A 20,807-nucleotide genomic window follows, 5' to 3' on the forward strand; every position below is an offset into this window, starting at 1 on the left:
GATTCAGCAAGGTTGGATTGCAATGACGCAATACAAGATCGACCACGCCGACCTCGCCCTGGTGCTCGCCCTGGTTCGTGGCGGTACCCTGGCGCGAGCCGCCGAACGGCTCAGGGTGGACGTCTCCACCGTTTTCCGTTCCCTGCGTCGTCTCGAGCAGGCCCTGGGCTGCCTGCTGTTCGAAAAGAGCCGCTCCGGCTATCTGCCGAACATGGCGGCGCAGTTGCTGGCACAGCAGGCGGAACTGGCGGAGAAGGCCCTGGAAGCCGCGCGGCTCGGGCTGGAGCAGGGCCGCGAAGCGGTCAGCGGCACCCTGCGCCTGACCTGTACCGACGCGGTACTCCACGGCCTGTTGTTGCCTGCACTGGCGCGCTTCATGCCGGCCTATCCGGCACTGGAGCTGGAACTCACCACCTCCAACGATTTCGCCAACCTCAGCCGTCGCGACGCCGACGTCGCCCTGCGCCTGACCACTGCACCGCCGGGCCATCTGGTGGGGCGCTGCCTTGGCCCGGTGCCCTATGTGCTTTGCGCGGCGCAGGGCTACCTGGCCCGCCATCCGGGGCGCGACCCGGCGCAGATGGCCTGGATCGCCCCGGACGACTTCCTGCCCAACCATCCCAGCGTGGCCTGGCGACGCCAGCTCTACCCCGAGGTGCAACCGGTCTACCGCTGCAACAGCACGCTGTCGGTGGCGCAACTGGTCCGTGCCGGACTCGGTGTGGCGGTATTGCCGGCCTTCCTGGTGAAGGCGGAGGAGGGAATCGAGGTGCTGGAAGCCGACCTGCCCGGTTGCGCCAGCGCCCTCTGGCTGCTGACCCGCCCGGACTGCCGCGCGCTGCGTTCGGTCACCACCCTGTTCGAGGAGCTCGGCACGTATATCCGCTTGCCGGGCGGCGCTTCGCAGAGCGGCTAACCTTATCCAGGCCGTACTGCCGAAGTGCCAGCCAACCCGCCTGCAAGCCCCTGGAGGGCGCCATGTTGAAAGCCATCATCGCCATCATCGTCATCGCCATCCTCGGTGCTCTGGGATACGCCGCGATCAGCCCGGACCACTTCCGCGTGGAGCGCACCGCCACCATCGCCGCGCCGCCGGAAAAGATCTTCCCGCTGATCAACGACCTGCGCCAATGGACCGCCTGGTCGCCCTGGGAAAAGATCGACCCGGCGCTGAAGCGCAGCTATAGCGGACCGAAGGAGGGCGTGGGGGCTGCCTACTCCTGGCAGGGCAACAACGAGGTGGGCGTCGGACGCATGCAGATCACCGAAAGCGATCCGAACGCGCGCGTGGAGATCAAGCTGGACTTCCAGATGCCCTTCGAGGCCCACAACACCGCAGAATTCACCCTCCATCCGCAGAACGGCGGCAGCACCCAGGTCACCTGGGCCATGTACGGTCCTTCGCCCTATACCCACCGGTTGATGCAGCTGGTCTTCGACATGGACGACATGGTCGGCGGCAAGTTCGAACAGGGCCTGAACAGCCTCAAGACCGCCGCAGAGAAGTAAGCCGACCTGACCGCTCGGCCGCTGGTTGGGCCGGGTGGAAGCGAGGGTCTATCCTTGATCCTCCAGCGCAATCCCTCCCACAGGTGGAGGTCAACCCGCTGCGGGAAAGGAAATTCCAGCGGCCCTGTCGATTCCTGGCGCGGCCGAACGACCAATGGGTGTCAGTACCCCGAACGCCACCCGAGGAACCCATCATGAAATACCTCTGCCTGATCTATATCGACGAAGCCAAGCTGGCCGGCCTGACCGATGCCGACTACCAGGCCATCGCCGGCGAATGCCTGGACTACACCGAGCAGCTCACCGCCAGTGGTCACTACCTGGCGTCCAACGCCCTGGAGTCGGTGCAGAGCGCCACTACGCTGCGCATGCAGGGCGGGCGCATCTCCATGACCGACGGTCCCTTCGCGGAAACCAAGGAGCAACTCGGCGGCTTCTACATGATCGAGGCCCGCGACCTCAACGAAGCCATCCAGATCGCCTCGAAGATCCCGCCGGGACGCCTCGGCTGCATCGAGGTGCGACCGATTCGCGAGCCCGAGGTGCGGCCGAACATCCAGCCCCTGGTGACCGCCTCGTGACAGGACCCGGGGACGGCTGATGGAAGAGGTCGAACTGCGCGAACGGGTCGAGTCGATCTACCGCAGCGACTCGCGGCGCGTGCTTGCCACCCTGATCCGTCTGCTGGGGGACTTCGATCTGGCCGAGGAAGCCCTGCACGACGCGTTCATCGCCGCCGTGCAGCAATGGCCGCGGGACGGCATACCCGCCAACCCGCGAGCCTGGCTGGTGTCGGCGGGGCGTTTCAAGGCCATTGACAGCCTGCGTCGGCGTGCCCGTTTCGACGCTTCCAAGCGCCACCTGGTGGCGGAGCTGGAAGAGACCGCCAGCGCCTTCGACGAGGGTGAAGACGTGGAGGACGATCGCCTGCGGCTGATCTTCACCTGCTGCCACCCGGCGTTGCCGGCGGACGCCCAGGTGCCCCTGACCCTGCGCGAGGTCTGCGACCTGAAGACCGAGGAAATCGCCCGGGCGTTCCTCAGCAGCCCTTCGACCATCGCCCAGCGCATCGTCCGCGCCAAGTCGAAGATCCGTGACGCGGGCATCCCCTACCAGGTGCCGGCCCTGGCCGAGTTGCCGGAGCGCCTGGATAACGTGCTGCGGGTCATCTACCTGGTGTTCAACGAGGGTTACTCGGCATCGTCCGGCGACTCGCTGACGCGCACCGATCTCTCGGCCGAGGCCATCCGCCTGGCCCGGCTGCTTCTCGAACTGCTGCCCGACCCGGAAGTCATGGGCCTGCTGGCGCTGATGCTGCTGCACGATTCGCGCCGTGCCGCGCGCGCCACCGCGGACGGCGAGCTGGTGCTGCTTGACCACCAGGACCGCTCCCTGTGGGACCGCGCGCAGATCGCCGAAGGCCTCGCGCTGGTAGGCCAGGCCCTGGCCAGCCGGCGCATCGGCGCCTATGTACTGCAGGCCGCCATCGCCGCGGTGCATGCTCAGGCACCGGATTCGACGCGTACCGACTGGGGCCAGATAGTCGGCCTGTACGACGTGCTGCAACGCCTGGTGCAATCGCCAGTGGTCGCCCTCAACCGCGCCGTGGCCATCGCCATGCGTGACGGCCCGGAAGCGGGCCTGGCGGAAGTGGATGCGCTGCTGGAGGCCGGCGACCTGCGTGACTACCACCTGGCCCATGCGGCCCGTGCCGACTTCTGTCGGCGGCTGGGGCGCAAGGCGGAGGCGCGTGTTGCCTATCGCAATGCCCTGGCTCTGATTCGCCAGGAACCCGAGCGGCGTTTCATCGAGAAGCGCCTGCGCGAACTGGAAGACTGAACGCGCCGTTCGTCGCTCGCGGCCCGAGCGGTGTCGAAGCCGGGCCCCCGTCCACGACCAGGGATGAACCCCTCCGGCCCGCGCCGGCGGAACCCCTTCCCGGAACCTCAGGAGATGCACCATGAGCAGCGAAACCCTCAAGGCCACCGCCGAACTGGAAGTGCACGAAGTCTTCAACCAGTGGCTGAAGGCCGCCCGCGTCAAGGACGTGGACGGCATCCTCGCCTGCTACGCCGACGAGGTGATCGCCTACGACGCCGTCCTCAAGCTGCAGTTCAAGGGGCTCCAGGAGTACGGCCCGCACTGGCGCTACTGCATGGAGATGTGCGGCGGCGACGGCATCTTCGAGCCGGCCGAGCCGAGCATCCACGCTGATGCCAACCTGGCCTTCCTCCACTGTCTCGTGCGCTGCGGCGGCGAGCAGGACGGCGAGGTAAAGACCAGCTGGATGCGCGGCACCCAGTGCTATGTCAGGCGCGATGGGCAGTGGAAGATCGTCCACGAGCACTTCTCCGCGCCTTTCGATATGGAAAGCGGCAAGGCCCTGTTCGACCTGCAGCCCTGATCGGCATGGAAAAATCGCAGGAGTGAGCTTGCTCGCGAATGGCCGTTCGCGAGCAAGCTCGCTCCCATGGGCAGGCCTGCGGCCCTCTTTCGCGAATGAATTCGCCCCCACAGGAATCCAAGGCCGGGCCCACCGGCTAAACTCCCGCCTTCCCGCCCTGCCCCGAGCTAGTCCATGGATATCGACCTGGCACGCACCTTCCTGGAAATCGTTCGTTCCGGCAGCTTCGTCGCCGCTGCCGAGCGCCTGCACGTCACCCAGACCACCATCACCGCGCGGGTGCAGAACCTGGAGCAGCAGCTGGATTGCCGGCTCTTCGTGCGCAACCGCGCTGGTGCGCGGCTGACCGCCGATGGTGAGGTGTTCGTCGCCTACGCCAACCAGCTGTTGCAGACCTGGGAGGCCGCGCGGCGTGACCTGCCCTTGCCCGAGGGTTATCGCGACGTGCTCAACCTGGGCGGTGAGATGAGCCTGTGCAGCCCGCTGGTGCTCAACTGGGTGATCCGCCTGCGCGAACGCATGCCGGCCCATGCGGTGCGCGCCGAGGTCGGCGAGGCAGGTCACCTGCAGCAGCAACTGCAGAGCGGCGTGCTGGATGCGGCGCTGGTCTACCGGCCCGACTACTGGCCGGGCCTGCAAGTGGAACTCCTGATGGAGGAGAAGCTTATCCAGGTCCGTTCGGCGACCAACCCCGAGCCCTACATCTACAACGACTGGGGCCCCGAGTTCCGCCAGCGCCACGACGCCGCGCTACCCGAGAAGGCCAGCGCCGTCCTGGCCACCAACCTCGGCCCGCTGGCGCTGCACTACATCCTGCAATGCGGCGGCTCCGGCTATTTCCGTACTCGCGTGGTACAGGGGCACCTGGACAGCGGCGAACTGGAGCGGGTGGAGAAGGCGCCGGAATTCACCTATCCCACCTACCTGGTCTATTCCCGCGAGAAGGATTCCCCAGCCCTGCGCCAGGCCATCGAGGTGTTGCGCGAGGTGGTGGCCGAGGACATCGACTGGTCGCGGCGCTGGGACCCGATCTAGCGACGGTCCCTGCGGGTAGGGTGCGCCGCGCGCACCGGAATATCCGTGCCGAGTCGCTGGTGCGCACAGCGCACCCTACTGTTTAACTCGCCAGGACTGCAGGATGGGTTGAGGAACGAAACCCATCATCCGTAGCCCGGTGCCGAGCCGTAGGGTGGATAGAAGAGCGCTATCCACCCGACATGCTGGGGGTAGGGTGCGCCACGCGCACCGCAAATCCCGTGCCGAGCCTCTGGTGCGCACAGCGCACCCTACTCGCTAGCTCGCCAGTTTCAGCGCGGCCGGCTGCTGGTGCAGGTCCTTGAGCCAGTTACGGTAGAGCGCGGCGATCAGGTCGCTCTGGCTGACGATACCCACCACGCGGCCGCCGTCATCCAGCACCGGCAGGCAGTGCAGGCCCTGGTCGGACAGCAGCGAGACCAGTTCCACCACCGGTGTATCCACGGTTACGCAACGCACCGGGCGGGTCATCAACCTGGATACCGGCGCTTCGCGACGGGCTAGGAAGCGCTCGGCCAGGGTGCGGGGCGCCGTGCCGGCGGCATGCCCGAGCAGGTCGGACAGGGTCAGGATGCCCACCAGCCGCTGCTTGTCGTCGAGCACCGGCAAGGCCTTCAGGTGATGGCGATCGAGCAGCCGCCAGGCGTCGCTGATCGGTGCCTCCGGCGTGATGGTGCGCAGGTCGCGGGACATGATCCGCGCCGCCCGCAGGTCGCCCATGGCGCGCCGCAGGGCATGTTTCTCGGTGAGCTGGAGCAAGCGCTGGAGGTCGTCGCGGGTGACATCGACGAAGCCGCCGAACTCGGCCAGGGCACGGTCCAGGTCGACTTCGGCGAAGCCATTGCGCTCACCCGGTAGCGGGTCGGCGGTCAGGTGCGGGCCACTGGCCAGTTGCGCCGGCTTGCGCGGGTAAGGCGTGCCGCTGAGGTTATTGAACACCAGCGCGGTGCCCACCAGCAGCAGCGAACCCAGCAGCACGGGCAGAAGCAGATGCCACCCCTGCTCGGCGAAGAGCGGGCCACCCAGGGCTGTGCCCAGGGCTACCGCGCAGCTCGGCGGATGCAGGCAGCGCAGGGCCTGCATACCCACCAGGGTCAGGCCGAAGGCCAGCGCGGCGGTCGGCAACGGCGGCAGGCCCCAGTGGCCTACGAGCAGGCCGATGGCTGCGGCCAGCACATTGCCCGCAACCACGGGCCAGGGTTGGGCCACGGGGCTCGAGGTCACGGCGAAGAGCAGCAAGGATGAAGCGGCGAAGGGGGCGGCCAGGCGTAAAGCCAGGTCCGCACCGTATAGCCGGGAGCAGACGAAGGCGGCCAGGGCGACGGCGATGCAGCCGCCCAGGGCGGCACGCAGCCACTCCCGCGGAGGGGCGTTGTTCGCATCCGGCAGCAGGCGCTGCAGCCAGAGGCGCAGAGGGTTCTTGGGCATGTGACGGTACTGGGCAGTTGATAAAGGGAGAGGCCCCTGAGGCCCCTCAATCCCACCGGGGTGGGGGCTCCATCCTTGGATATGGAAACGTCTTTTTCTCGCGCGCGGTTCCTCGGGAGGCTTGCTTGTGCAAGCCCCGGCCGGGCCGGGCGTCGGGATGTCGAGCATGCTAAGGGGCGGGCTGGGTAGCGGGCCAATGAATGTTATTGGAGTTTGAGTGCGGAAATTTTGCATTAAACGTCATGCGGCCAGGTGTTGCGCCAGCAACACCTGGCCAGCAAGTTGCCTGCTTAATTCGCTCGGCGTTGTTGAGTGTTTTTTATAACTAATTGAATTTAAAGGATAAATAATTCAGGCATGGGTTGTGCTTTATCCCTCTGCATGCAAGGCCGCGACTGTCCGCGGCGAGACATCCAGGGAAGAGAGCCTTACCCCATGACAATCGAAACCGCACCCAAGGTATTGCGTGACGAAGCCCCGCCCTTGCTCCCAGCGGCGCTGATCGAGAACGACGCACAGGCCCTGCGCGCCGCGCACGAGGTGGCGAAGCAGGCGAGGATCGACGCCGCGAAACGCGACCGTGAGCGCCTTCTGCCCTGGCGCGAACTGGAGCTCTTCACCCACCTGGGTCTGGGCGCCATCCGCATTCCCCGGCAATACGGCGGGGCGGAGGTGTCCCACGTCACCCTGGCCGAGGTGTTCCGCATCATCTGCGCCGCAGACCCGGCCCTGGGGCAGATCCCGCAGAACCAGTTCGGCCTGCTCAGTGTGATCGACAGCGTCGGCAGCGAGGCGCAGAAGCGCAAGGTCTACGCCGGCATCATCGACGGGCGTCGGCTGGCCAATGCCGGTCCCGAGCGCAATACGAAGCACACGCTGGAGATCAATGCGCGCATCCGCCGTGGCGAGCAGGGCCTGGCGGTCAGCGGCGAGAAGTTCTATTCCACCGGCGCGCTCTTCGCACACTGGGTGGCGGTCAAGGCCGTCGATGACGACGGCGTCGGCGTGCTCGGCCTGGTTGAGCGCGGCGTGCCGGGCTTGCGCATAGTCGATGACTGGTCCGGTTTCGGTCAGCGCACTACCGCCAGTGGCAGCGTGCTGCTGGACAACGCACCGGTGGCCGACGACCTGGTCTTCCTCAACAGCCGACTGGCCAAGGAGCCGAGTATCCAGGGCGCCCTGTCGCAGCTGATCCAGGCCGCCATCGATGCCGGTATTGCCGAGGCTGCCATCGACGACGCCATCGCCTTCATCCGCGAGCGCTCGCGTCCCTGGGTGGACGCCGGCGTCGAACGGGCCAGCGAGGAGCTCTACAGCATCGCCGAGATCGGCCGCCTCAAGGTCGAGCTGAATGCCGCCAATGCCTTGCTGGAGCGGGCCGGGCAGGTGCTCGACGAAGTGGCCGCCGCGCCCATCGACGACGAGTCCGCCGCCCGCGCCTCCATCGCCGTGGCCGAGGCCAAGGTGCTGACCACCGAGATCGCCCTCGCCGCCAGCGAGAAGCTGTTCGAGCTGGCCGGCAGCCGCGCCACCCTGGCCGAGTTCAACCTCGACCGCCACTGGCGCAACGCCCGCGTCCACACCCTGCACGACCCGGTGCGCTGGAAGGTCCAGGCAGTCGGTGCCTACCACCTCAACGGGGCCAGGCCGGCCCGTCATTCCTGGATCTGAGGAGCCCGCCATGACTTCACTGCAAGCAGCCCCCAAGGCCAGCGTCGCGATCATTCGTGACGATGCCGAAGCCCTCGAGGTGGCACGCCGTATCGCCGCCGAATTCAAGCCCGGCGCCGCCGAGCGCGACCGTGACCGGCGTCTGCCCCATGAAGAGCTGGAAGCCTTCAGCCGCTCCGGCCTGTGGGGTATCAGCGTGCCACGCGAATACGGTGGCGCCGGGGTGTCCCGCGTCACCCTGGCGCGGGTCATCGCCATCATCAGCGCCGCGGATGCCTCCCTCGGGCAGATCCCGCAGAACCATTTCTATGCCCTGGAAGTCCTGCGGGTGAATGGCGGCAAGACCCAGCAGCGGCGCCTGTTCGCCGCCGCCCTGGCGGGTGAACGCTTCGGTAACGCCCTGGCCGAGATCGGTACCCGTACCGCCAATGACCGCAACACCCGGCTGATCAAGGAAGGCGCCGGCTACCGCATCCATGGCCGCAAGTTCTATTGCACCGGCGCCCTCTACGCCCACCGCGTGCCCACCCTGGTGGTGGCCGAGGACGGCCACCAGTACCTGGCCTTCGTGGCCCGCAGCGCCCCGGGGCTGACGGTGATCGACGACTGGTCCGGCTTCGGCCAGCGCACCACCGGCAGCGGTTCGGTGGTCTTCGACAATGTGCCGGTCAGGACCGAGGACCTGGTGTCCTTCCAGGCCGCCTTCGAACGGCCCACCACGGTCGGCCCCTTCGCCCAGATCCTGCATGCCGCCATCGACGCCGGCATCGCCCGCGCCGCCTATGAGGATGCCCTGGAGTTCGTCCGCACCCGCTCGCGGCCCTGGATCGACGCGGGGGTGGAGAAGGCCAGCGACGATCCGCTGGCCATCCAGGAGTTCGGCCGCCTGGCCATCCGCCTGCATGCCGCCGAAGCCATCCTCGACCGCGCCGGGCGCCTGCTGGATGCCGCCACCGCCGAACCGAACGCCGAGACCGTGGCTGCAGCCTCCATAGGCGTGGCCGAGGCCCGCGCCCTGACCACCGAGGTGTCCCTGGCCGCCGGCAGCAAGCTGTTCGAACTCTCCGGCACCCGCGCCAGCCTGGCCGAGCACAACCTCGACCGCCACTGGCGCAACGCCCGCGTGCACACCCTGCACGACCCGGTGCGCTGGAAGTACCACGCGGTGGGCAATTACTACCTCAACGGCCAATTGCCGCCACGCCGGGGGACCATCTGATGGCGCGCAAGCCGATACTCCTCAATGCCTTCAACATGAACTGCGTGGGGCATATCAACCACGGTCTCTGGACCCACCCGCGGGATTGCTCGACCGACTACCGCAAGCTTTCCTACTGGACCGAACTGGCCCAACTGCTGGAGCGCGGCCTGTTCGACGGGCTGTTCCTGGCGGACATAGTGGGCGTCTACGACGTCTACCAGGGCGGTGCCGACCTGACCCTGAAGGAGAGCATCCAGCTGCCGGTCAACGATCCGCTGCTACTGGTTTCCGCCATGGCCGGGGTGACCCGCCATCTGGGCTTCGGCGTAACGGCCAACCTGAGCTACGACGCGCCCTATCTGTTCGCCCGGCGCATGTCGACCCTGGATCACCTCAGCGAAGGCCGGGTGGGCTGGAACATCGTCACCGGCTACCTGGAAAGCGCCGCCCGCGCCATGGGCCTGCAGCAGCAGGTGGAGCACGACCGCCGCTACGACCAGGCCGACGAGTACCTGGAGGTGCTCTACAAGCTCTGGGAGGGCAGCTGGGAGGAGGACGCGGTGATCACTGACCGCCAGCGGCGCATCTACGCCCGGCCGGACAAGGTGCACAAGGTGAGCCACCGTGGCGAGTTCTTCAACGTCGAGGGCTACCACCTCTGCGAGCCTTCGCCCCAGCGCACCCCGGTGCTGTTCCAGGCCGGCTCATCGACGCGGGGCCTGCGTTTTGCCGGCGAGCATGCCGAGTGCGTGTTCATCAGCGGCAACAACAAGGCCGCCACCCGCGCTCAGGTGGACAAGGTCCGCGCCGCAGCGTTGGCCGCCGGTCGTGATCCCCATGGGGTGAAAGTGTTCATGGGTATCAGCGTGATAGTCGCGCCCACCGAGGCCGAGGCCCGCGCCAGGCATGCCGAGTACCTGGCCTACGCCAGCGCCGAGGCCGGCGTGGCCCACTTCGCCAGCTCAACCGGCATCGATTTCGCCCGTTTCGCCCTGGACGAGCCGATTCCCTACGTGAAGACCAACGCCATCGAATCAGCCGCCAGCAAGCTCAAGGACAACAGCCTGACCCGGCGCCAGTTGCTGGAGCAGCACGCCCTGGGCGGGCGCTACATCCTGCTGGTGGGCTCGCCTACCCAGGTGGCCGACGAGTTGCTGAGCTGGGTCGACGAAACCGGCCTGGACGGCTTCAACCTCACCCGCATCGTCGCCCCGGAAAGCTACGCCGACTTCATCGACCTGGTGGTGCCGGAACTGCAGGCGCGCGGTGCTTACAAGACCGCGTATGCGGAGGGCAGCCTGCGCCACAAGCTGTTTGGCGCCGGGGACCGGTTGCCTCGGACGCATCCCGGGGCGCGCTTTTCTGTGGGGGCGAATTCATTCGCTGAGGAGCGCGCAGTGCTCCCTGAAAGCTCCATAGGCAGGCCTTCGGCCCGCTTAGCGAATGAATTCGCCCCCACAAGGTAAATGCCAACCCATTCCCCTTTGCTCAAGGACCACACCCATGCCCAAGCACACTCTGAAATCCCTCACCCTCGGCCTGCTCCTGGCCAGCGGCCTCGCCCATGGCGCCGACTCCAAGGTACTCAAGGTCGGCACCACCGCCGCCTTCGCCCCGCCGCTGGAAGTGGCGGTGGAGGAAGCCGCCAAGGCGGGCCTCGAGGTCGAGCTGGTGGAATTCACCGACTGGAACTCGCCGAACATCACCCTGGCCGCCGGCGATATCGACGTGAACTACTTCCAGCACAGGCCCTTTCTGGAGAACGCCAGCAAGGAGGGCAACTTCCAGCTCAAGCCCTTCGCCCCCGGCGTGATCAACAACGTCGGCCTCTACTCGAAGAAGTACGCGGGCCTAGCCGAGCTGCCGGAAGGCGCCAAGGTGGCCATCGCCAACGACCCCATCAACGGCGGCCGTGGCCTGCAACTGCTGCAGAAGGCCGGGCTGCTCAAGCTCAAGGACGGCGTCGGCTACAAGGCCACACTGGACGACATAGTGGAGAACCCGAAGAGGATCGACATCATCGAGCTGGAAGCCGTGCAGCTGGTGCGCGCCCTGGATGACGTCGACCTGGCCCAGGGCTATCCGCACTACATCCGCCTGGCCGACACCCTCGATCCCAACAGCGCGCTGCTGTTCGACGGCATCGAGAACAAGGAATACATCATCCAGTTCGTCACCCGTGCGGACTTCAAGGACGACGGCCGCCTGGGCCAGTTCATCGATATCTACCAGCACTCCCCGCAGGTCCGCGCTGCACTCGACAAGGCCCACGGCAAGCTCTACCAGCCGGGTTGGGAATAACCACGCAGGAAGAGTTCGCCTGTCTTTGTGGGGGCGATTTCAATCGCTAAGCGGACCGAAGGTTCGCCCTTCGGACATCCAGGGGGCCGCTGCGCGGCCCTTTGCGAATGAATTCGCCCCCACAGAAAAGCAAAGGCGGCTCCTCTGATACACGGAACAGAGAGGCCCCATATGGTCAGTTTCAATCGCAACATCCGCCTGGACCTCCCGCACATCCGCCTGCAGGGGCTGGGCAAGGCCTACCAGGGCAGCAAGGGGCCGGTGCAGGCTTTGCAGGGCATCGACCTGGAAATTCGCCGTGGCGAGGTGTTCGGCATCATCGGCCGCAGCGGTGCCGGCAAGTCGTCGCTGATCCGCACCTTGAACCGCCTGGAGCGGCCCAGTGCCGGGCAGGTGGTGATAGACGAAGAAGACATCGGCCGCTTCGACGAACAGCAACTGGTGTTGTTGCGCCGCCGAGTGGGCATGATCTTCCAGCACTTCAACCTGATGTCGGCCAAGACCGTCTGGCAGAACGTCGCCCTGCCGCTGAAGGTGGCCGGCGTGGCCAAGGCGGACATCGATCGCAAGGTCAGCGAACTGCTGCAGCTGGTGGGCCTGGCGGACAAGCGCGACGCCTATCCGGCGCAGTTGTCCGGTGGGCAGAAGCAGCGCGTCGGCATCGCCCGGGCGCTGGTGCACCAGCCGCAGATACTGCTGTGCGACGAGGCCACCTCGGCGCTGGACCCGGAAAGCACCCAACAGATCCTTGCGTTGCTACGCGACATCAACCGGCGCCTCGGCTTGACCATCGTCCTGATCACCCACGAGATGGCGGTGATCCGCGAGATCTGCGACCGGGTCGTGGTGCTGGAGCGCGGCCGGGTGGTGGAGCAGGGCGCGGTCTGGCAGGTATTCGGTGACCCGCAGCACGAGGTCACCCGTACCTTGCTCGGTACCCTGCGCCACGACTTGCCGGACGATCTGCTGGCACGGCTGGTCAGCCAACCCCGGGAAGGCGCCGACCAGTTGCTGCTGGACCTGCATTTCACCGGCGCCAGCGGCCGCGAGCCGGACCTGCTGGCCATCGCCCGGGCCCTGGACACGCGGGTGAGCCTGGTGCACGGCGGCATCGATCGCATCCAGGGCCGCGCCCAGGGCCATCTGCTGCTCAGCGCCGCGTTGGCTGGGCGGGGTGGCCTGGAGCTGCTGGAGCGGGCACGGCCCCTGGCGGACAAGGCGGAGGTGCTCGGCTATGTCGCCCATGCTTGATCGCCTGCTGCAGGGCATCCTCGACACGCTGCTGATGATCGGCGCCTCGTCGCTGATCGTGCTCCTCGTGGGCATTCCCCTGGCCCTGGTGCTGGTCACCACCGGTCCCGGCGGTATCTTCGAGGCGCGTCTGCTGAACCGCAGCCTCGGCAGCGTGGTGAACGTGCTGCGCTCGATTCCCTTCCTGATCCTGATGGTGGCGCTGATCCCCTTCACCCGCCTGATCGTGGGCACCAGCTACGGCGTCTGGGCGGCGGTGGTGCCGCTGACCATAGCCGCCACGCCGTTCTTCGCGCGCATCGCCGAGGTGAGCCTGAGGGAGGTGGATTTCGGCTTGGTGGAGGCGGCCCAGGCCATGGGCTGCCAGCGCCGACACATCATCTGCAACGTGCTGCTGCCGGAGGCGCGGCCGGGAATAGTCGGCGGCTTCACCATCACTCTGGTGACCATGATCAACTCCTCGGCCATGGCCGGCGCCATCGGTGCCGGCGGCCTGGGCGACCTGGCCTACCGCTACGGCTACCAGCGCTTCGATACCCAGATCATGCTGACCGTGATCATCCTGCTGGTGGTGCTGGTGAGCCTGATCCAGTTCGGCGGGGACAGGTTGGCGCGGGTGTTGAACAAGCGGGTGTGAAGTGAGCAACCTGTAGGTTGGGCCGGGCGGCGTTCCGCGAGCGCAGCGAAGCCCAACAGCGGAGCCGAGCCGGGAAACGTTGGGCTTCGCTTGGCTCAGCCACAACCTACGGGTCTTTGTGCGGAGGGATTCAATCCATCACGTCCTGCAGCACTTCGTAGATGATCCCGGTGGCGACCGCCACCAGGATCAGGTCGGTCCCGGCGCGGACCCAGTCATAGCCGTCGTAGTGGGGCAGGCGGTTGACCAGGCGGCCGTCGAGTTTCTTGGCGATCCCCGGCGGCAGCGGCTTGCCGCGTGCCAGGTTTTTCTGGATGCCCGGCGGCAGGGCATCGGCATTGCCCCAGTATTCGCGGTTGTCGTCGAGGATGATGCGGATGCCGCCGATATCCACCTGCGGCCCGCCGGACCAAGTGCTGTTCTGGGCACTGGCGTGGCCCTTGTCGTGGCCCTTGTTCTTGCCGGGGTCGGCCAGCAGCGCCGGGGAGCCGGCGACGAGGGCGAGGCTGGTGAATGCCGCGATGAGGGTACGGGTTGTGGTCATGTCCTTGGCCTCCGTGAGGGACGGTTTTCCCCGGCTGATGGACTGCGAAAAGCGGGGGAGTGCGGCAACTATCGCAGAAAAAAAACAAATCGGAGGGGATCGAAACATGACCGCGTTCAAAATCTGCCGAACCAGGCGTCGTCGGGATAGGCCACTCGTCTCCCGGATGTGAACCGGCGCCTGCGGCGAGAGTCTCACGGCTAACCGTGAAACAAGCCTCTGGAGGCTCCAAATTGATCAATAAGAAAACCCTGTTGGCCGTGGCCACCTGTGCGATGGTCTTCGCGGCGGGAACCGTCCTTCCGGGCGGTGCATCCCTGGTCGACTCCGCCTATGCCCGCGGCAACGGCGGTGGCGGTGGCGGTGGCGGTGGCGGTGGTGCCGGCGGCGGTGGCGGCCATGGCGGTGGTCATGGTGGCGGCCACGGTGGCGGCTTTGGCGGTGGTGTCGGCGGTGGCCATGCTGGCAGCCACGACGGCAAGGGCAATGGCTACGGCCGTGACGGCGACCATGCCGGCAGGGGCAATAGCTACGGCCAAGACGCCGACCACACCGGCAGGGGCAACAAGTACGGTCAAGACGCCGACCACACCGGCAGGGGCAACAAGTACGGTCAAGACGCCGACCACACCGGCAGGGGCAACAAGTACGGCCAAGACGCCGACCACGCCGGCAAGGCCACCCGCAATGGCGAGGACAAGGGCAACCGCTACGGTAGCCTGCGCAACGACGACAAGGGTCATGGGACCGCCACCTCCGCTGTCGCCCGCGACAAGGACAGCCGTGGCCTGGCCAATGCCCGCGCCGTGTCCGAGACGACGCCCGGTGATCACAACGCCCATGGGCGCTCCCAGGCCGAATCTTCCTCGAGTAAGAACGACAGCAAGAACGACCGCTAGAAACGACTGGGGGCAACCAGCTGGTTGCCCCCACTCTTCACTCAGCGTGCCGCCAGCAATATCCCACGGCATTCGCCGAAGCCGATGCTGGGGTAGCCCTCCCGCTGGCAACGGGCACGCAGGATCACTTCATCCCCGTCTTCCAGGAAAGTGCGCTGCTCGCCGCTGGGCAGGCTGATCGGCTGTTTGCCGCCGACGGTGCTCTCCAGCAGGCTGCCGAAGGCTTCCGGTTGCGGCCCGGAGAGGGTGCCGGAGCCGAACAGGTCGCCAGGTTGCAGCTTGCAGCCGCCGACGCTGTGGTGGGCGACCATCTGTGCCACGGTCCAGTACATGTTCAGGGTGTTGCTCAGCGCCAGGCGGTGGGGCGGCAGGCCCTGTTCGCGCATGGCGGCCGTGAGCAGCAGCACTTCCAGTTCGATCTCGAAGGCACCCTTGGCCTGGTCGGCTTCGTCCAGCAGGTAGGGCAGGGGCTGCGGGTCGCCTTCCGGGCGCGCCGGCTGGGCGCTGCGGAAGGGCTCCAGGGCCTCGGCGGTGATCACCCAGGGGGACACCGTGGTGCCGAAGTTCTTCGCCAGGAAGGGGCCCAGCGGCTGGTATTCCCAGGCCTGCACGTCACGCGCGGACCAGTCGTTGAGCAGGCAGTAGCCGGCGATGTGCTGCTGGGCGTCGGCGATGGCGATGGAGTCGCCCATCTCGTTGCCCTGGCCGATCCAGATGCCTAGTTCCAGCTCGTAGTCCAGGCGCTTGCTGGGGCCGAAGCTCGGGGCCTCCTGGCCCGGCGGCAAGGTCTGGCCATTGGGCCGGCGTACCGGGGTACCGGAGACGCAGACGGTGGAGGCGCGGCCGTGGTAGCCGATGGGCACGTGCTTGTAGTTGGGCAGCAGCGGGTTGTCCGGGCGGAACAGGCGGCCGACGTTGTTGGCGTGGTGGATGCCCACATAGAAGTCGGTGTAGTCGCCAACATGCGCAGGTAGGTGCAGCTGGCAGGTGGTCGCGGCCGGCAGCAGGGCCTGGCCCATGGCTTCCAGGCGCTCCTGGGCGGCGCTGCCTTCGGCCAGGAGTTCCTGCAGCTGGGCGCGCAGGGCGCGGCGGGCGGAGGTGCCGAGGGCGAAGAAGGCGTTCAGGTTGTCGCCGCAGGCGGACTGGGCGGCTTCGGCGGCTTCACCGCTGAACAGGCCGGCGTCGCAGGCCGCCTTCAGGTCGAAGATGACGTCGCCTATGGCCACGCCGCCGCGCGGCGAGGCGCCGCTCGGGCTGAAGATGCCCAGCGGCAGGTTCTGCAGGGGGAAGTCGGGGTGGCCGTTGGCGGAGTCGATCCAGCTACGGCGGTTGTCTATCTGGGTCATGTCAGATCCTGCCCTTGTCGAATGTCTTGGCCATGCCGGCCCAGCAAGCATCGTAGTCGTTCTGCAGCTGCGGGCACTCCAGCGCGTACTGGCTGGGGCGCAGCACCCGGCTGGTCTCGAACATGAAGGCCATGGTGTTGTCGATCTTGTGCGGCTTGAGGTCGGCGGCGATGGCGGCGGTGGTGGTGGCGTTGTCCGGCCCGTGGGCGCTCATGCAGTTGTGCAGCGAGGCGCCGCCGGGGGCGAAGCCTTCGGCCTTGGCGTCGTAGGCACCCTGGATCAGGCCCATGAACTCGTTCATCAGGTTGCGGTGGAACCACGGCGGACGGAAGGTGTTCTCGGCCACCATCCAGCGCGGCGGGAAGATCACGAAGTCGACGTTGGCCTGACCAAAGGTTTCGCTGGGCGAGGTGAGCACGGTGAAGATCGACGGGTCCGGGTGGTCGTAGCTCACGGTGCCGATGGTGTTGAAGCGGCGCAGGTCGTACTTGTAGGGCACGTTGTTGCCGTGCCAGGCGACCACGTCCAGGGGCGAGTGGTCCAGTTCGGTGGCCCAGAGTTCGCCGAGGAACTTCTGCACCAGCTCGACCGGCGCATCCACATCCTCGTAATGGGCCACCGGGGCGAGGAAGTCCCGCGGGTTGGCCAGGCCGTTGCTGCCGATGGGGCCGAGGTCGGGCAGGCGCAGGGCAGCGCCGTGGTTCTCGCAGATGTAGCCGCGGGCGCTGGCGTCCAGCAGTTCGACGCGGAACTTCATGCCACGGGGGATCACCGCGATCTCCAGCGGCTCCACATCCAGCAGGCCCAGTTCGGTGGCGATGCGCAGGCGGCCTTGCTCGGGAACGATCAGCAGTTCGCCGTCGGCATTGAAGAACACCCGTTGCATCGAGGCGTTGGCGCGGAACAGATGCACGCTGACGCCCGAGGCCTGCTCGGCGTCGGTGGTGGCGGCGATGGTCACCAGGCCGTCGATGAAGTCGGTGCGCTCGGCGGGGATGTCGTGCGGGTTCCAGCGCAGGCGGTTGGGCGTGACCGGACCCAGGCGGTTGCCGGCGATCTGGCGCTCCAGGCGCTGGTACGTCGGATGATTGGCCGAGGGCTTGATGCGGTACATCCAGGTGCGCCGGGCTTCGCTGCGCGGCACGGTGAAGGCGGTGCCGGAGAGCAGTTCGGTGTAGAGCCCGTAGGGCACTTGCTGCGGGGAGTTCCGCCCGACGGGCAGGGCGCCCGGCAGCGACTCGCTGCTGAACTCGTTATCGAAACCGGACTGGTAGTTGAGCGGTGTAGGGGAGACCATGGCGACCTCGCTGTTTTTGTAATTTGATTACGCATAACGTAATTTGAAAGCCTCAAAGGGTCAAGCTATAACAGCGCCCTCCCTCTCCAACCAAGGCCAGGACATGACGAGCGAAAACGACAGCGCGAGCGCACCGCGGCGACAGAAGGTCCAGGCCGCGGAAGTGGGCACCGACATCCTCAAGGGATTGGCGGAGCTGGCGCCGGCCACTTCGCTGTCGAAGCTGGCCGAGCACGTCGGCATGCCGGCGAGCAAGGTGCACCGCTACCTGCAGGCGCTGATCGCCAGCGGCTTCGCCGAGCAGGACGCCACCACCAACCACTATGGCCTGGGCCGCGAGGCGCTGCTGGTGGGCCTGGCCGCCATCGGCCGGCTGGATGTGGTGAAGGTCTCCATGCCGCACCTGGTGGAGCTGCGCGACGCGCTGAACGAAACCTGTTTCCTCGCCGTCTGGGGCAACAAGGGGCCTACTGTGGTCCACGTGGAGCAGGCCCTGCGTGCCGTCACCCTGGTGACCCAGGTGGGTTCGGTGCTGCCGCTGCTGGGCTCGTCCACCGGCCTGGTGTTCAACACCTACCTGCCCGAGGCCGAGACCGCCTTCCTGCGCGACGAAGAGCTGGCACTACCCGAGGCACCCAGCGCCGCCGAACTCCAGGAGCAGATGGCGCAGATCCGCGCCACCGGCCTGCACCCGGTACATGGCCTGCTGATGCCGGGGGTGAACGCCCTGTCGGCGCCGCTCTTCGCCATCGGCAACAAGCTCGCGGGCGTGATTACCGTGGTCGGCGCCGCCAGCGTGTTCCACGCCGACACCCAGGGCTCGGCCGCCGAACGCCTGCATCAGGCGGCCCGCGCCATCAGCCTGCGAATGGGCGGGCAGCAGCCCGAGTGAGCCGCTCTGCGGGGTCGGCCAAGCCCCTGCTACGGCTCCACCCCGCCGAACAACTGGTTGCATTCCCGCGGGTCGCCGGATTCCACACCCATGTGGAACCATTCCGCACGCTTGGCGATGTCACCTTCGGTCAGCGGGTGGGGCATGGCCGGTTGGTCCTGGGCCTTGGCGCGCTCCCGGCCGAGGGCGACCACCGTCTGTAGCGCCTTGTCCATGTCCTGGGGCCTGATCCAGGGGTATTTGCGCTGGGCATAGCTGGCCCAGCTCCCCACCAGGCAATCGGCGAGCAACTCCTCGGTCTCCTCCAGGCTCTCGGCGCCTTCAGCCTGGCTGTCCTTCGCGCGGTATTCCTTGATCCAGCCCACGGCGCCCACCAGGTTCTGCACATGGTGGGCGACCGCATGGGCCACCACATAGCTGCGGGCGAAGTCACCCACTTCGGGGGCACGTTTCTGCAGCTCGTCGAGATAGGCCAGGTCGAGGTAGAGCGTCATGCCCTTCGCACAGTAGAAGGCGCCGCTGGCGGCGCCGGTCGGTTTGCAGGGGGACTCGACCCGGCCCTCGTAGAGCACCACCTTGGGTTTCTTGTAGGCGTAGTCGCCTCGGGCGAGGAACTCGCCCCAGATGTCCTCGTTGCTTTCCAGCAGCGCCTTCACCAACTCCCGCGAGTCGCCCGGCGCGTTCACCGGGGCCGGCGCCACCGCTGCAGCCGCGGGAGGCTCAGGTTCTGCGGTGACCTGTTCCGGAAACGCGGGCGGAGCGGGCTTGAGCCGATCGATCAGGTGCGCCGGGCCAAAGCCGAGGTAGAGCGCCACGCCGACCAGCGTCACGACGATCAGCACCCAGGCCAGCCCGCGCAGCAGGCGGAGCAGCAGGCCCTTGCGGGGTCTCGGGGCGGTGGTTTTTGCGGGCATGGTGGCGGGTTCCGGATGGTGTCGCCCTTCAGTGTTGTACCTTCCCTGCCGCTTCGCCACCGGGTGATCGACGCCGCCGCGATCCGCCTCGGGGATGAGACCCCTGTCACATGATGGCAACCTGGCACTGCTTGAATGCCCGGCACCCATCAGTCGCCGGAGTACCGATCATGGCAGCCGAAAGCAGTCTGGCTCGCCTGCTCAAGACCGTGGAGCCGCTGGCCCCGGACATGAGCATCAGTGATGTCGCCGATCGCCTGCTGACCCCTGAACACAAGGTTTTCCTCTCCCTGCCAGTGGTGGACGAGCAGGGCCTGCCGTTGGGGCTGGTCAGTCGCTATGCGTTGCAGGACATCTTCATGCAGCGTTTCGGACGCGACCTCTGGGGCCGCCGCCCGGTGGCCGACGTGATGAACCCGGCGCCGCTCACGGTCGCCCTGGCATCCGGCCTGGAACTGGCGGCCAAACAGGTGACCGGGCAACTGCAGTACCCCATTACCGAAGATTTCATCCTGGTGGACGACCAGGGACGCTACCTGGGGCTGGGGACAGTGCTCGACCTGCTGAAAGCCATGGAGCTGCGCATCGCCCAGCGCAACCAGGTGCTGCGCAAGGCACTGGTGGACCTGAAGGAGTCCCAGGCCCAGCTGGTGCAATCGGAAAAGATGGCGTCCCTCGGCCAGATGGTCGCGGGCGTCGCCCACGAGCTGAACACGCCGCTGGGCTACGTGAAGAACAACGTCCAGCTGCTGGACGAGCTGACCGCGCCGCTCTTCGCCCTCGCCGAGAGCCAGGCCGGCCTGGCCGATTGCCTGGACGACCCGGCCTGTGACGAGCAGCGCCTGGCCGATGCCCTGGAGCGCGCCGCCGCCGCGCGTGCGCAGGCCACCCCCGAGCTGCTGGCCGGGGACCTGCGCCAGCTGTTCGACGACACCCTCTACGGCCTCGGCCAGATCGCCGAGCTGGTTTCCGGGCTCAAGGACTTCGCCCGCCTGGACCGCGCCATGAGCGAGGAAGTCGACCTCAACGACTGCATCCGCAGCGCCCTGCTGATCGCCCGCAACCATATCAAGGACAAGGCCGAGGTGCTCCAGATGCTCGGCGAGTTGCCGCGCATCGCCTGCGCGCCCTCGCAGATCAATCAGGTGCTGCTGAACCTCTTTACCAACGCCGCCCAGGCCATGGACGGCCCGGGCCGCATCCAGGTGAAGAGCTGGGCCGACGCCGACAGCCTGTTCATCTCGGTGCAGGACAGTGGCCGCGGGATGCCGCCCGAGGTCATGCAGCGCATCTTCGACCCGTTCTTCACCACCAAGCCGGTGGGCGAGGGCACGGGGCTTGGGCTGTCCATCAGCTACAAGATCATTCGCGACCATGGCGGCAGCATCCGCGTGGCCTCGGAACCGGGGCGCGGCACGTGCTTCCTCATCAGCCTGCCGCGCAGCCAGGCCGTCGAACTTAAACGGAGCGCCTGAGCC

Annotated in this window: 20 protein-coding genes; 15 read left to right on the forward strand and 5 right to left on the reverse strand. The window is 67.1% G+C overall.

The window, feature by feature from the left end; translation table 11 throughout:
- Positions 1-22: 22 nt before the first annotated feature.
- The 6 genes from E8F11_RS04185 (at position 23) to E8F11_RS04210 (ending at position 4,948) form a co-directional block, all read left to right on the forward strand.
- The gene (locus E8F11_RS04185; RefSeq protein WP_280287551.1) at positions 23-916 is read left to right on the forward strand and encodes a LysR family transcriptional regulator; all 894 of its coding nucleotides are present in this window, start codon (positions 23-25) and stop codon (positions 914-916) included.
- 62 nt (positions 917-978) lie between these two features.
- Complete coding sequence (locus tag E8F11_RS04190) at positions 979-1,509, forward strand: SRPBCC family protein (protein ID WP_280287552.1); 531 nt, start codon at positions 979-981, stop codon at positions 1,507-1,509.
- Positions 1,510-1,703: 194 nt separating this feature from the next.
- Positions 1,704-2,090 carry a YciI family protein gene (locus tag E8F11_RS04195; RefSeq protein ID WP_280287553.1) on the forward strand — a complete coding sequence of 129 codons (387 nt, stop codon included), beginning with the start codon at positions 1,704-1,706 and terminating at the stop codon, positions 2,088-2,090.
- Between the two features lie 34 nt (positions 2,091-2,124).
- A complete protein-coding gene (locus tag E8F11_RS04200; protein ID WP_280287585.1) occupies positions 2,125-3,348 on the forward strand; it encodes an RNA polymerase sigma factor in 1,224 nt (407 codons plus the stop codon).
- A 121-nt stretch (positions 3,349-3,469) separates the two neighbouring features.
- Positions 3,470-3,913, forward strand: coding sequence for a nuclear transport factor 2 family protein (locus E8F11_RS04205; protein WP_280287554.1), 444 nt, complete (start codon positions 3,470-3,472; stop codon positions 3,911-3,913).
- Positions 3,914-4,087: 174 nt separating this feature from the next.
- Positions 4,088-4,948, forward strand: a complete 861-nt coding sequence (locus E8F11_RS04210) for a LysR family transcriptional regulator (protein ID WP_280287555.1) — start codon at positions 4,088-4,090, stop codon at positions 4,946-4,948.
- Positions 4,949-5,206: 258 nt separating this feature from the next.
- Here the strand turns inward: E8F11_RS04210 and E8F11_RS04215 are convergent, their stop codons facing one another.
- Positions 5,207-6,376: a CBS domain-containing protein gene (locus tag E8F11_RS04215; protein WP_280287556.1), complete on the reverse strand. Its 1,170-nt coding sequence runs from the start codon at positions 6,374-6,376 to the stop codon at positions 5,207-5,209.
- Between the two features lie 435 nt (positions 6,377-6,811).
- Here E8F11_RS04215 and E8F11_RS04220 point away from each other — a divergent pair, with 435 nt between their 5' ends.
- The 6 genes from E8F11_RS04220 to E8F11_RS04245 all read left to right on the forward strand — a co-directional run bounded on the left by E8F11_RS04220 (position 6,812) and on the right by E8F11_RS04245 (position 13,437).
- Entirely contained in the window at positions 6,812-8,047 is a 1,236-nt protein-coding gene (locus E8F11_RS04220) for an SfnB family sulfur acquisition oxidoreductase (RefSeq protein ID WP_280287558.1), read from the forward strand.
- A gap of 10 nt (positions 8,048-8,057) precedes the next feature.
- Positions 8,058-9,266, forward strand: a complete 1,209-nt coding sequence (locus E8F11_RS04225; protein ID WP_280287560.1) for an SfnB family sulfur acquisition oxidoreductase — start codon at positions 8,058-8,060, stop codon at positions 9,264-9,266.
- The gene (locus tag E8F11_RS04230) at positions 9,266-10,714 is read left to right on the forward strand and encodes an LLM class flavin-dependent oxidoreductase (RefSeq protein ID WP_280287561.1); all 1,449 of its coding nucleotides are present in this window, start codon (positions 9,266-9,268) and stop codon (positions 10,712-10,714) included. Before E8F11_RS04225 ends, E8F11_RS04230 begins: the two co-directional genes overlap by 1 nt.
- Positions 10,715-10,751: 37 nt before the next feature.
- Positions 10,752-11,549 (forward strand): MetQ/NlpA family ABC transporter substrate-binding protein, encoded by a 798-nt coding sequence (locus E8F11_RS04235; RefSeq protein WP_280287562.1) that lies wholly within the window; start codon positions 10,752-10,754, stop codon positions 11,547-11,549.
- A 171-nt stretch (positions 11,550-11,720) separates the two neighbouring features.
- The gene (locus tag E8F11_RS04240) at positions 11,721-12,800 is read left to right on the forward strand and encodes an ATP-binding cassette domain-containing protein (protein WP_280287563.1); all 1,080 of its coding nucleotides are present in this window, start codon (positions 11,721-11,723) and stop codon (positions 12,798-12,800) included.
- On the forward strand, positions 12,784-13,437 hold the full coding sequence (locus tag E8F11_RS04245; protein ID WP_280287564.1) for a methionine ABC transporter permease: 654 nt from the start codon (positions 12,784-12,786) through the stop codon (positions 13,435-13,437). Before E8F11_RS04240 ends, E8F11_RS04245 begins: the two co-directional genes overlap by 17 nt.
- A gap of 130 nt (positions 13,438-13,567) precedes the next feature.
- Here E8F11_RS04245 and E8F11_RS04250 read toward each other — a convergent pair whose 3' ends face one another.
- The gene (locus E8F11_RS04250) at positions 13,568-13,981 is read right to left on the reverse strand and encodes an anti-virulence regulator CigR family protein (RefSeq protein ID WP_280287565.1); all 414 of its coding nucleotides are present in this window, start codon (positions 13,979-13,981) and stop codon (positions 13,568-13,570) included.
- Between the two features lie 233 nt (positions 13,982-14,214).
- Here E8F11_RS04250 and E8F11_RS04255 point away from each other — a divergent pair, with 233 nt between their 5' ends.
- Positions 14,215-14,880: a hypothetical protein gene (locus E8F11_RS04255; protein WP_280287566.1), complete on the forward strand. Its 666-nt coding sequence runs from the start codon at positions 14,215-14,217 to the stop codon at positions 14,878-14,880.
- Between the two features lie 41 nt (positions 14,881-14,921).
- Here E8F11_RS04255 and fahA read toward each other — a convergent pair whose 3' ends face one another.
- Both fahA and hmgA read right to left on the reverse strand, forming a co-directional pair.
- Entirely contained in the window at positions 14,922-16,226 is a 1,305-nt protein-coding gene (gene fahA / locus E8F11_RS04260) for a fumarylacetoacetase (RefSeq protein WP_280287567.1), read from the reverse strand.
- A 1-nt stretch (position 16,227) separates the two neighbouring features.
- Positions 16,228-17,523: a homogentisate 1,2-dioxygenase gene (gene hmgA, locus E8F11_RS04265; protein ID WP_280287568.1), complete on the reverse strand. Its 1,296-nt coding sequence runs from the start codon at positions 17,521-17,523 to the stop codon at positions 16,228-16,230.
- Between the two features lie 103 nt (positions 17,524-17,626).
- On the opposite strand from hmgA, the gene E8F11_RS04270 reads away from it, so the two are divergent.
- The gene (locus E8F11_RS04270) at positions 17,627-18,415 is read left to right on the forward strand and encodes an IclR family transcriptional regulator (RefSeq protein ID WP_280287569.1); all 789 of its coding nucleotides are present in this window, start codon (positions 17,627-17,629) and stop codon (positions 18,413-18,415) included.
- Between the two features lie 29 nt (positions 18,416-18,444).
- On the opposite strand, the gene E8F11_RS04275 is transcribed toward E8F11_RS04270, so the two are convergent.
- Positions 18,445-19,329: a neutral zinc metallopeptidase gene (locus E8F11_RS04275; protein ID WP_280287570.1), complete on the reverse strand. Its 885-nt coding sequence runs from the start codon at positions 19,327-19,329 to the stop codon at positions 18,445-18,447.
- A 170-nt stretch (positions 19,330-19,499) separates the two neighbouring features.
- Between E8F11_RS04275 and E8F11_RS04280 the strand changes: the two genes are divergently transcribed.
- Positions 19,500-20,804, forward strand: a complete 1,305-nt coding sequence (locus tag E8F11_RS04280) for an ATP-binding protein (protein WP_280287572.1) — start codon at positions 19,500-19,502, stop codon at positions 20,802-20,804.
- Positions 20,805-20,807: the final 3 nt, after the last annotated feature.

The sequence above is a fragment of the Pseudomonas sp. BN417 genome, from assembly GCF_029871205.1.
GTDB lineage: Bacteria > Pseudomonadota > Gammaproteobacteria > Pseudomonadales > Pseudomonadaceae > Metapseudomonas.

What these genes read in the sequence shown, in the direction of transcription:
- E8F11_RS04215 (WP_280287556.1), bottom strand. Translation starts at nt 6,376, where the DNA reads ATGCCCAAGAACCCTCTGCGCCTCTGGCTGCAGCGCCTGCTGCCGGAT.
- hmgA (WP_280287568.1), bottom strand. Translation starts at nt 17,523, where the DNA reads ATGGTCTCCCCTACACCGCTCAACTACCAGTCCGGTTTCGATAACGAG.
- E8F11_RS04210 (WP_280287555.1), top strand. Translation starts at nt 4,088, where the DNA reads ATGGATATCGACCTGGCACGCACCTTCCTGGAAATCGTTCGTTCCGGC.
- E8F11_RS04245 (WP_280287564.1), top strand. Translation starts at nt 12,784, where the DNA reads ATGTCGCCCATGCTTGATCGCCTGCTGCAGGGCATCCTCGACACGCTG.
- E8F11_RS04185 (WP_280287551.1), top strand. Translation starts at nt 23, where the DNA reads ATGACGCAATACAAGATCGACCACGCCGACCTCGCCCTGGTGCTCGCC.
- fahA (WP_280287567.1), bottom strand. Translation starts at nt 16,226, where the DNA reads ATGACCCAGATAGACAACCGCCGTAGCTGGATCGACTCCGCCAACGGC.
- E8F11_RS04275 (WP_280287570.1), bottom strand. Translation starts at nt 19,329, where the DNA reads ATGCCCGCAAAAACCACCGCCCCGAGACCCCGCAAGGGCCTGCTGCTC.
- E8F11_RS04235 (WP_280287562.1), top strand. Translation starts at nt 10,752, where the DNA reads ATGCCCAAGCACACTCTGAAATCCCTCACCCTCGGCCTGCTCCTGGCC.
- E8F11_RS04195 (WP_280287553.1), top strand. Translation starts at nt 1,704, where the DNA reads ATGAAATACCTCTGCCTGATCTATATCGACGAAGCCAAGCTGGCCGGC.
- E8F11_RS04225 (WP_280287560.1), top strand. Translation starts at nt 8,058, where the DNA reads ATGACTTCACTGCAAGCAGCCCCCAAGGCCAGCGTCGCGATCATTCGT.
- E8F11_RS04190 (WP_280287552.1), top strand. Translation starts at nt 979, where the DNA reads ATGTTGAAAGCCATCATCGCCATCATCGTCATCGCCATCCTCGGTGCT.
- E8F11_RS04250 (WP_280287565.1), bottom strand. Translation starts at nt 13,981, where the DNA reads ATGACCACAACCCGTACCCTCATCGCGGCATTCACCAGCCTCGCCCTC.
- E8F11_RS04280 (WP_280287572.1), top strand. Translation starts at nt 19,500, where the DNA reads ATGGCAGCCGAAAGCAGTCTGGCTCGCCTGCTCAAGACCGTGGAGCCG.
- E8F11_RS04205 (WP_280287554.1), top strand. Translation starts at nt 3,470, where the DNA reads ATGAGCAGCGAAACCCTCAAGGCCACCGCCGAACTGGAAGTGCACGAA.
- E8F11_RS04240 (WP_280287563.1), top strand. Translation starts at nt 11,721, where the DNA reads ATGGTCAGTTTCAATCGCAACATCCGCCTGGACCTCCCGCACATCCGC.
- E8F11_RS04230 (WP_280287561.1), top strand. Translation starts at nt 9,266, where the DNA reads ATGGCGCGCAAGCCGATACTCCTCAATGCCTTCAACATGAACTGCGTG.
- E8F11_RS04220 (WP_280287558.1), top strand. Translation starts at nt 6,812, where the DNA reads ATGACAATCGAAACCGCACCCAAGGTATTGCGTGACGAAGCCCCGCCC.
- E8F11_RS04270 (WP_280287569.1), top strand. Translation starts at nt 17,627, where the DNA reads ATGACGAGCGAAAACGACAGCGCGAGCGCACCGCGGCGACAGAAGGTC.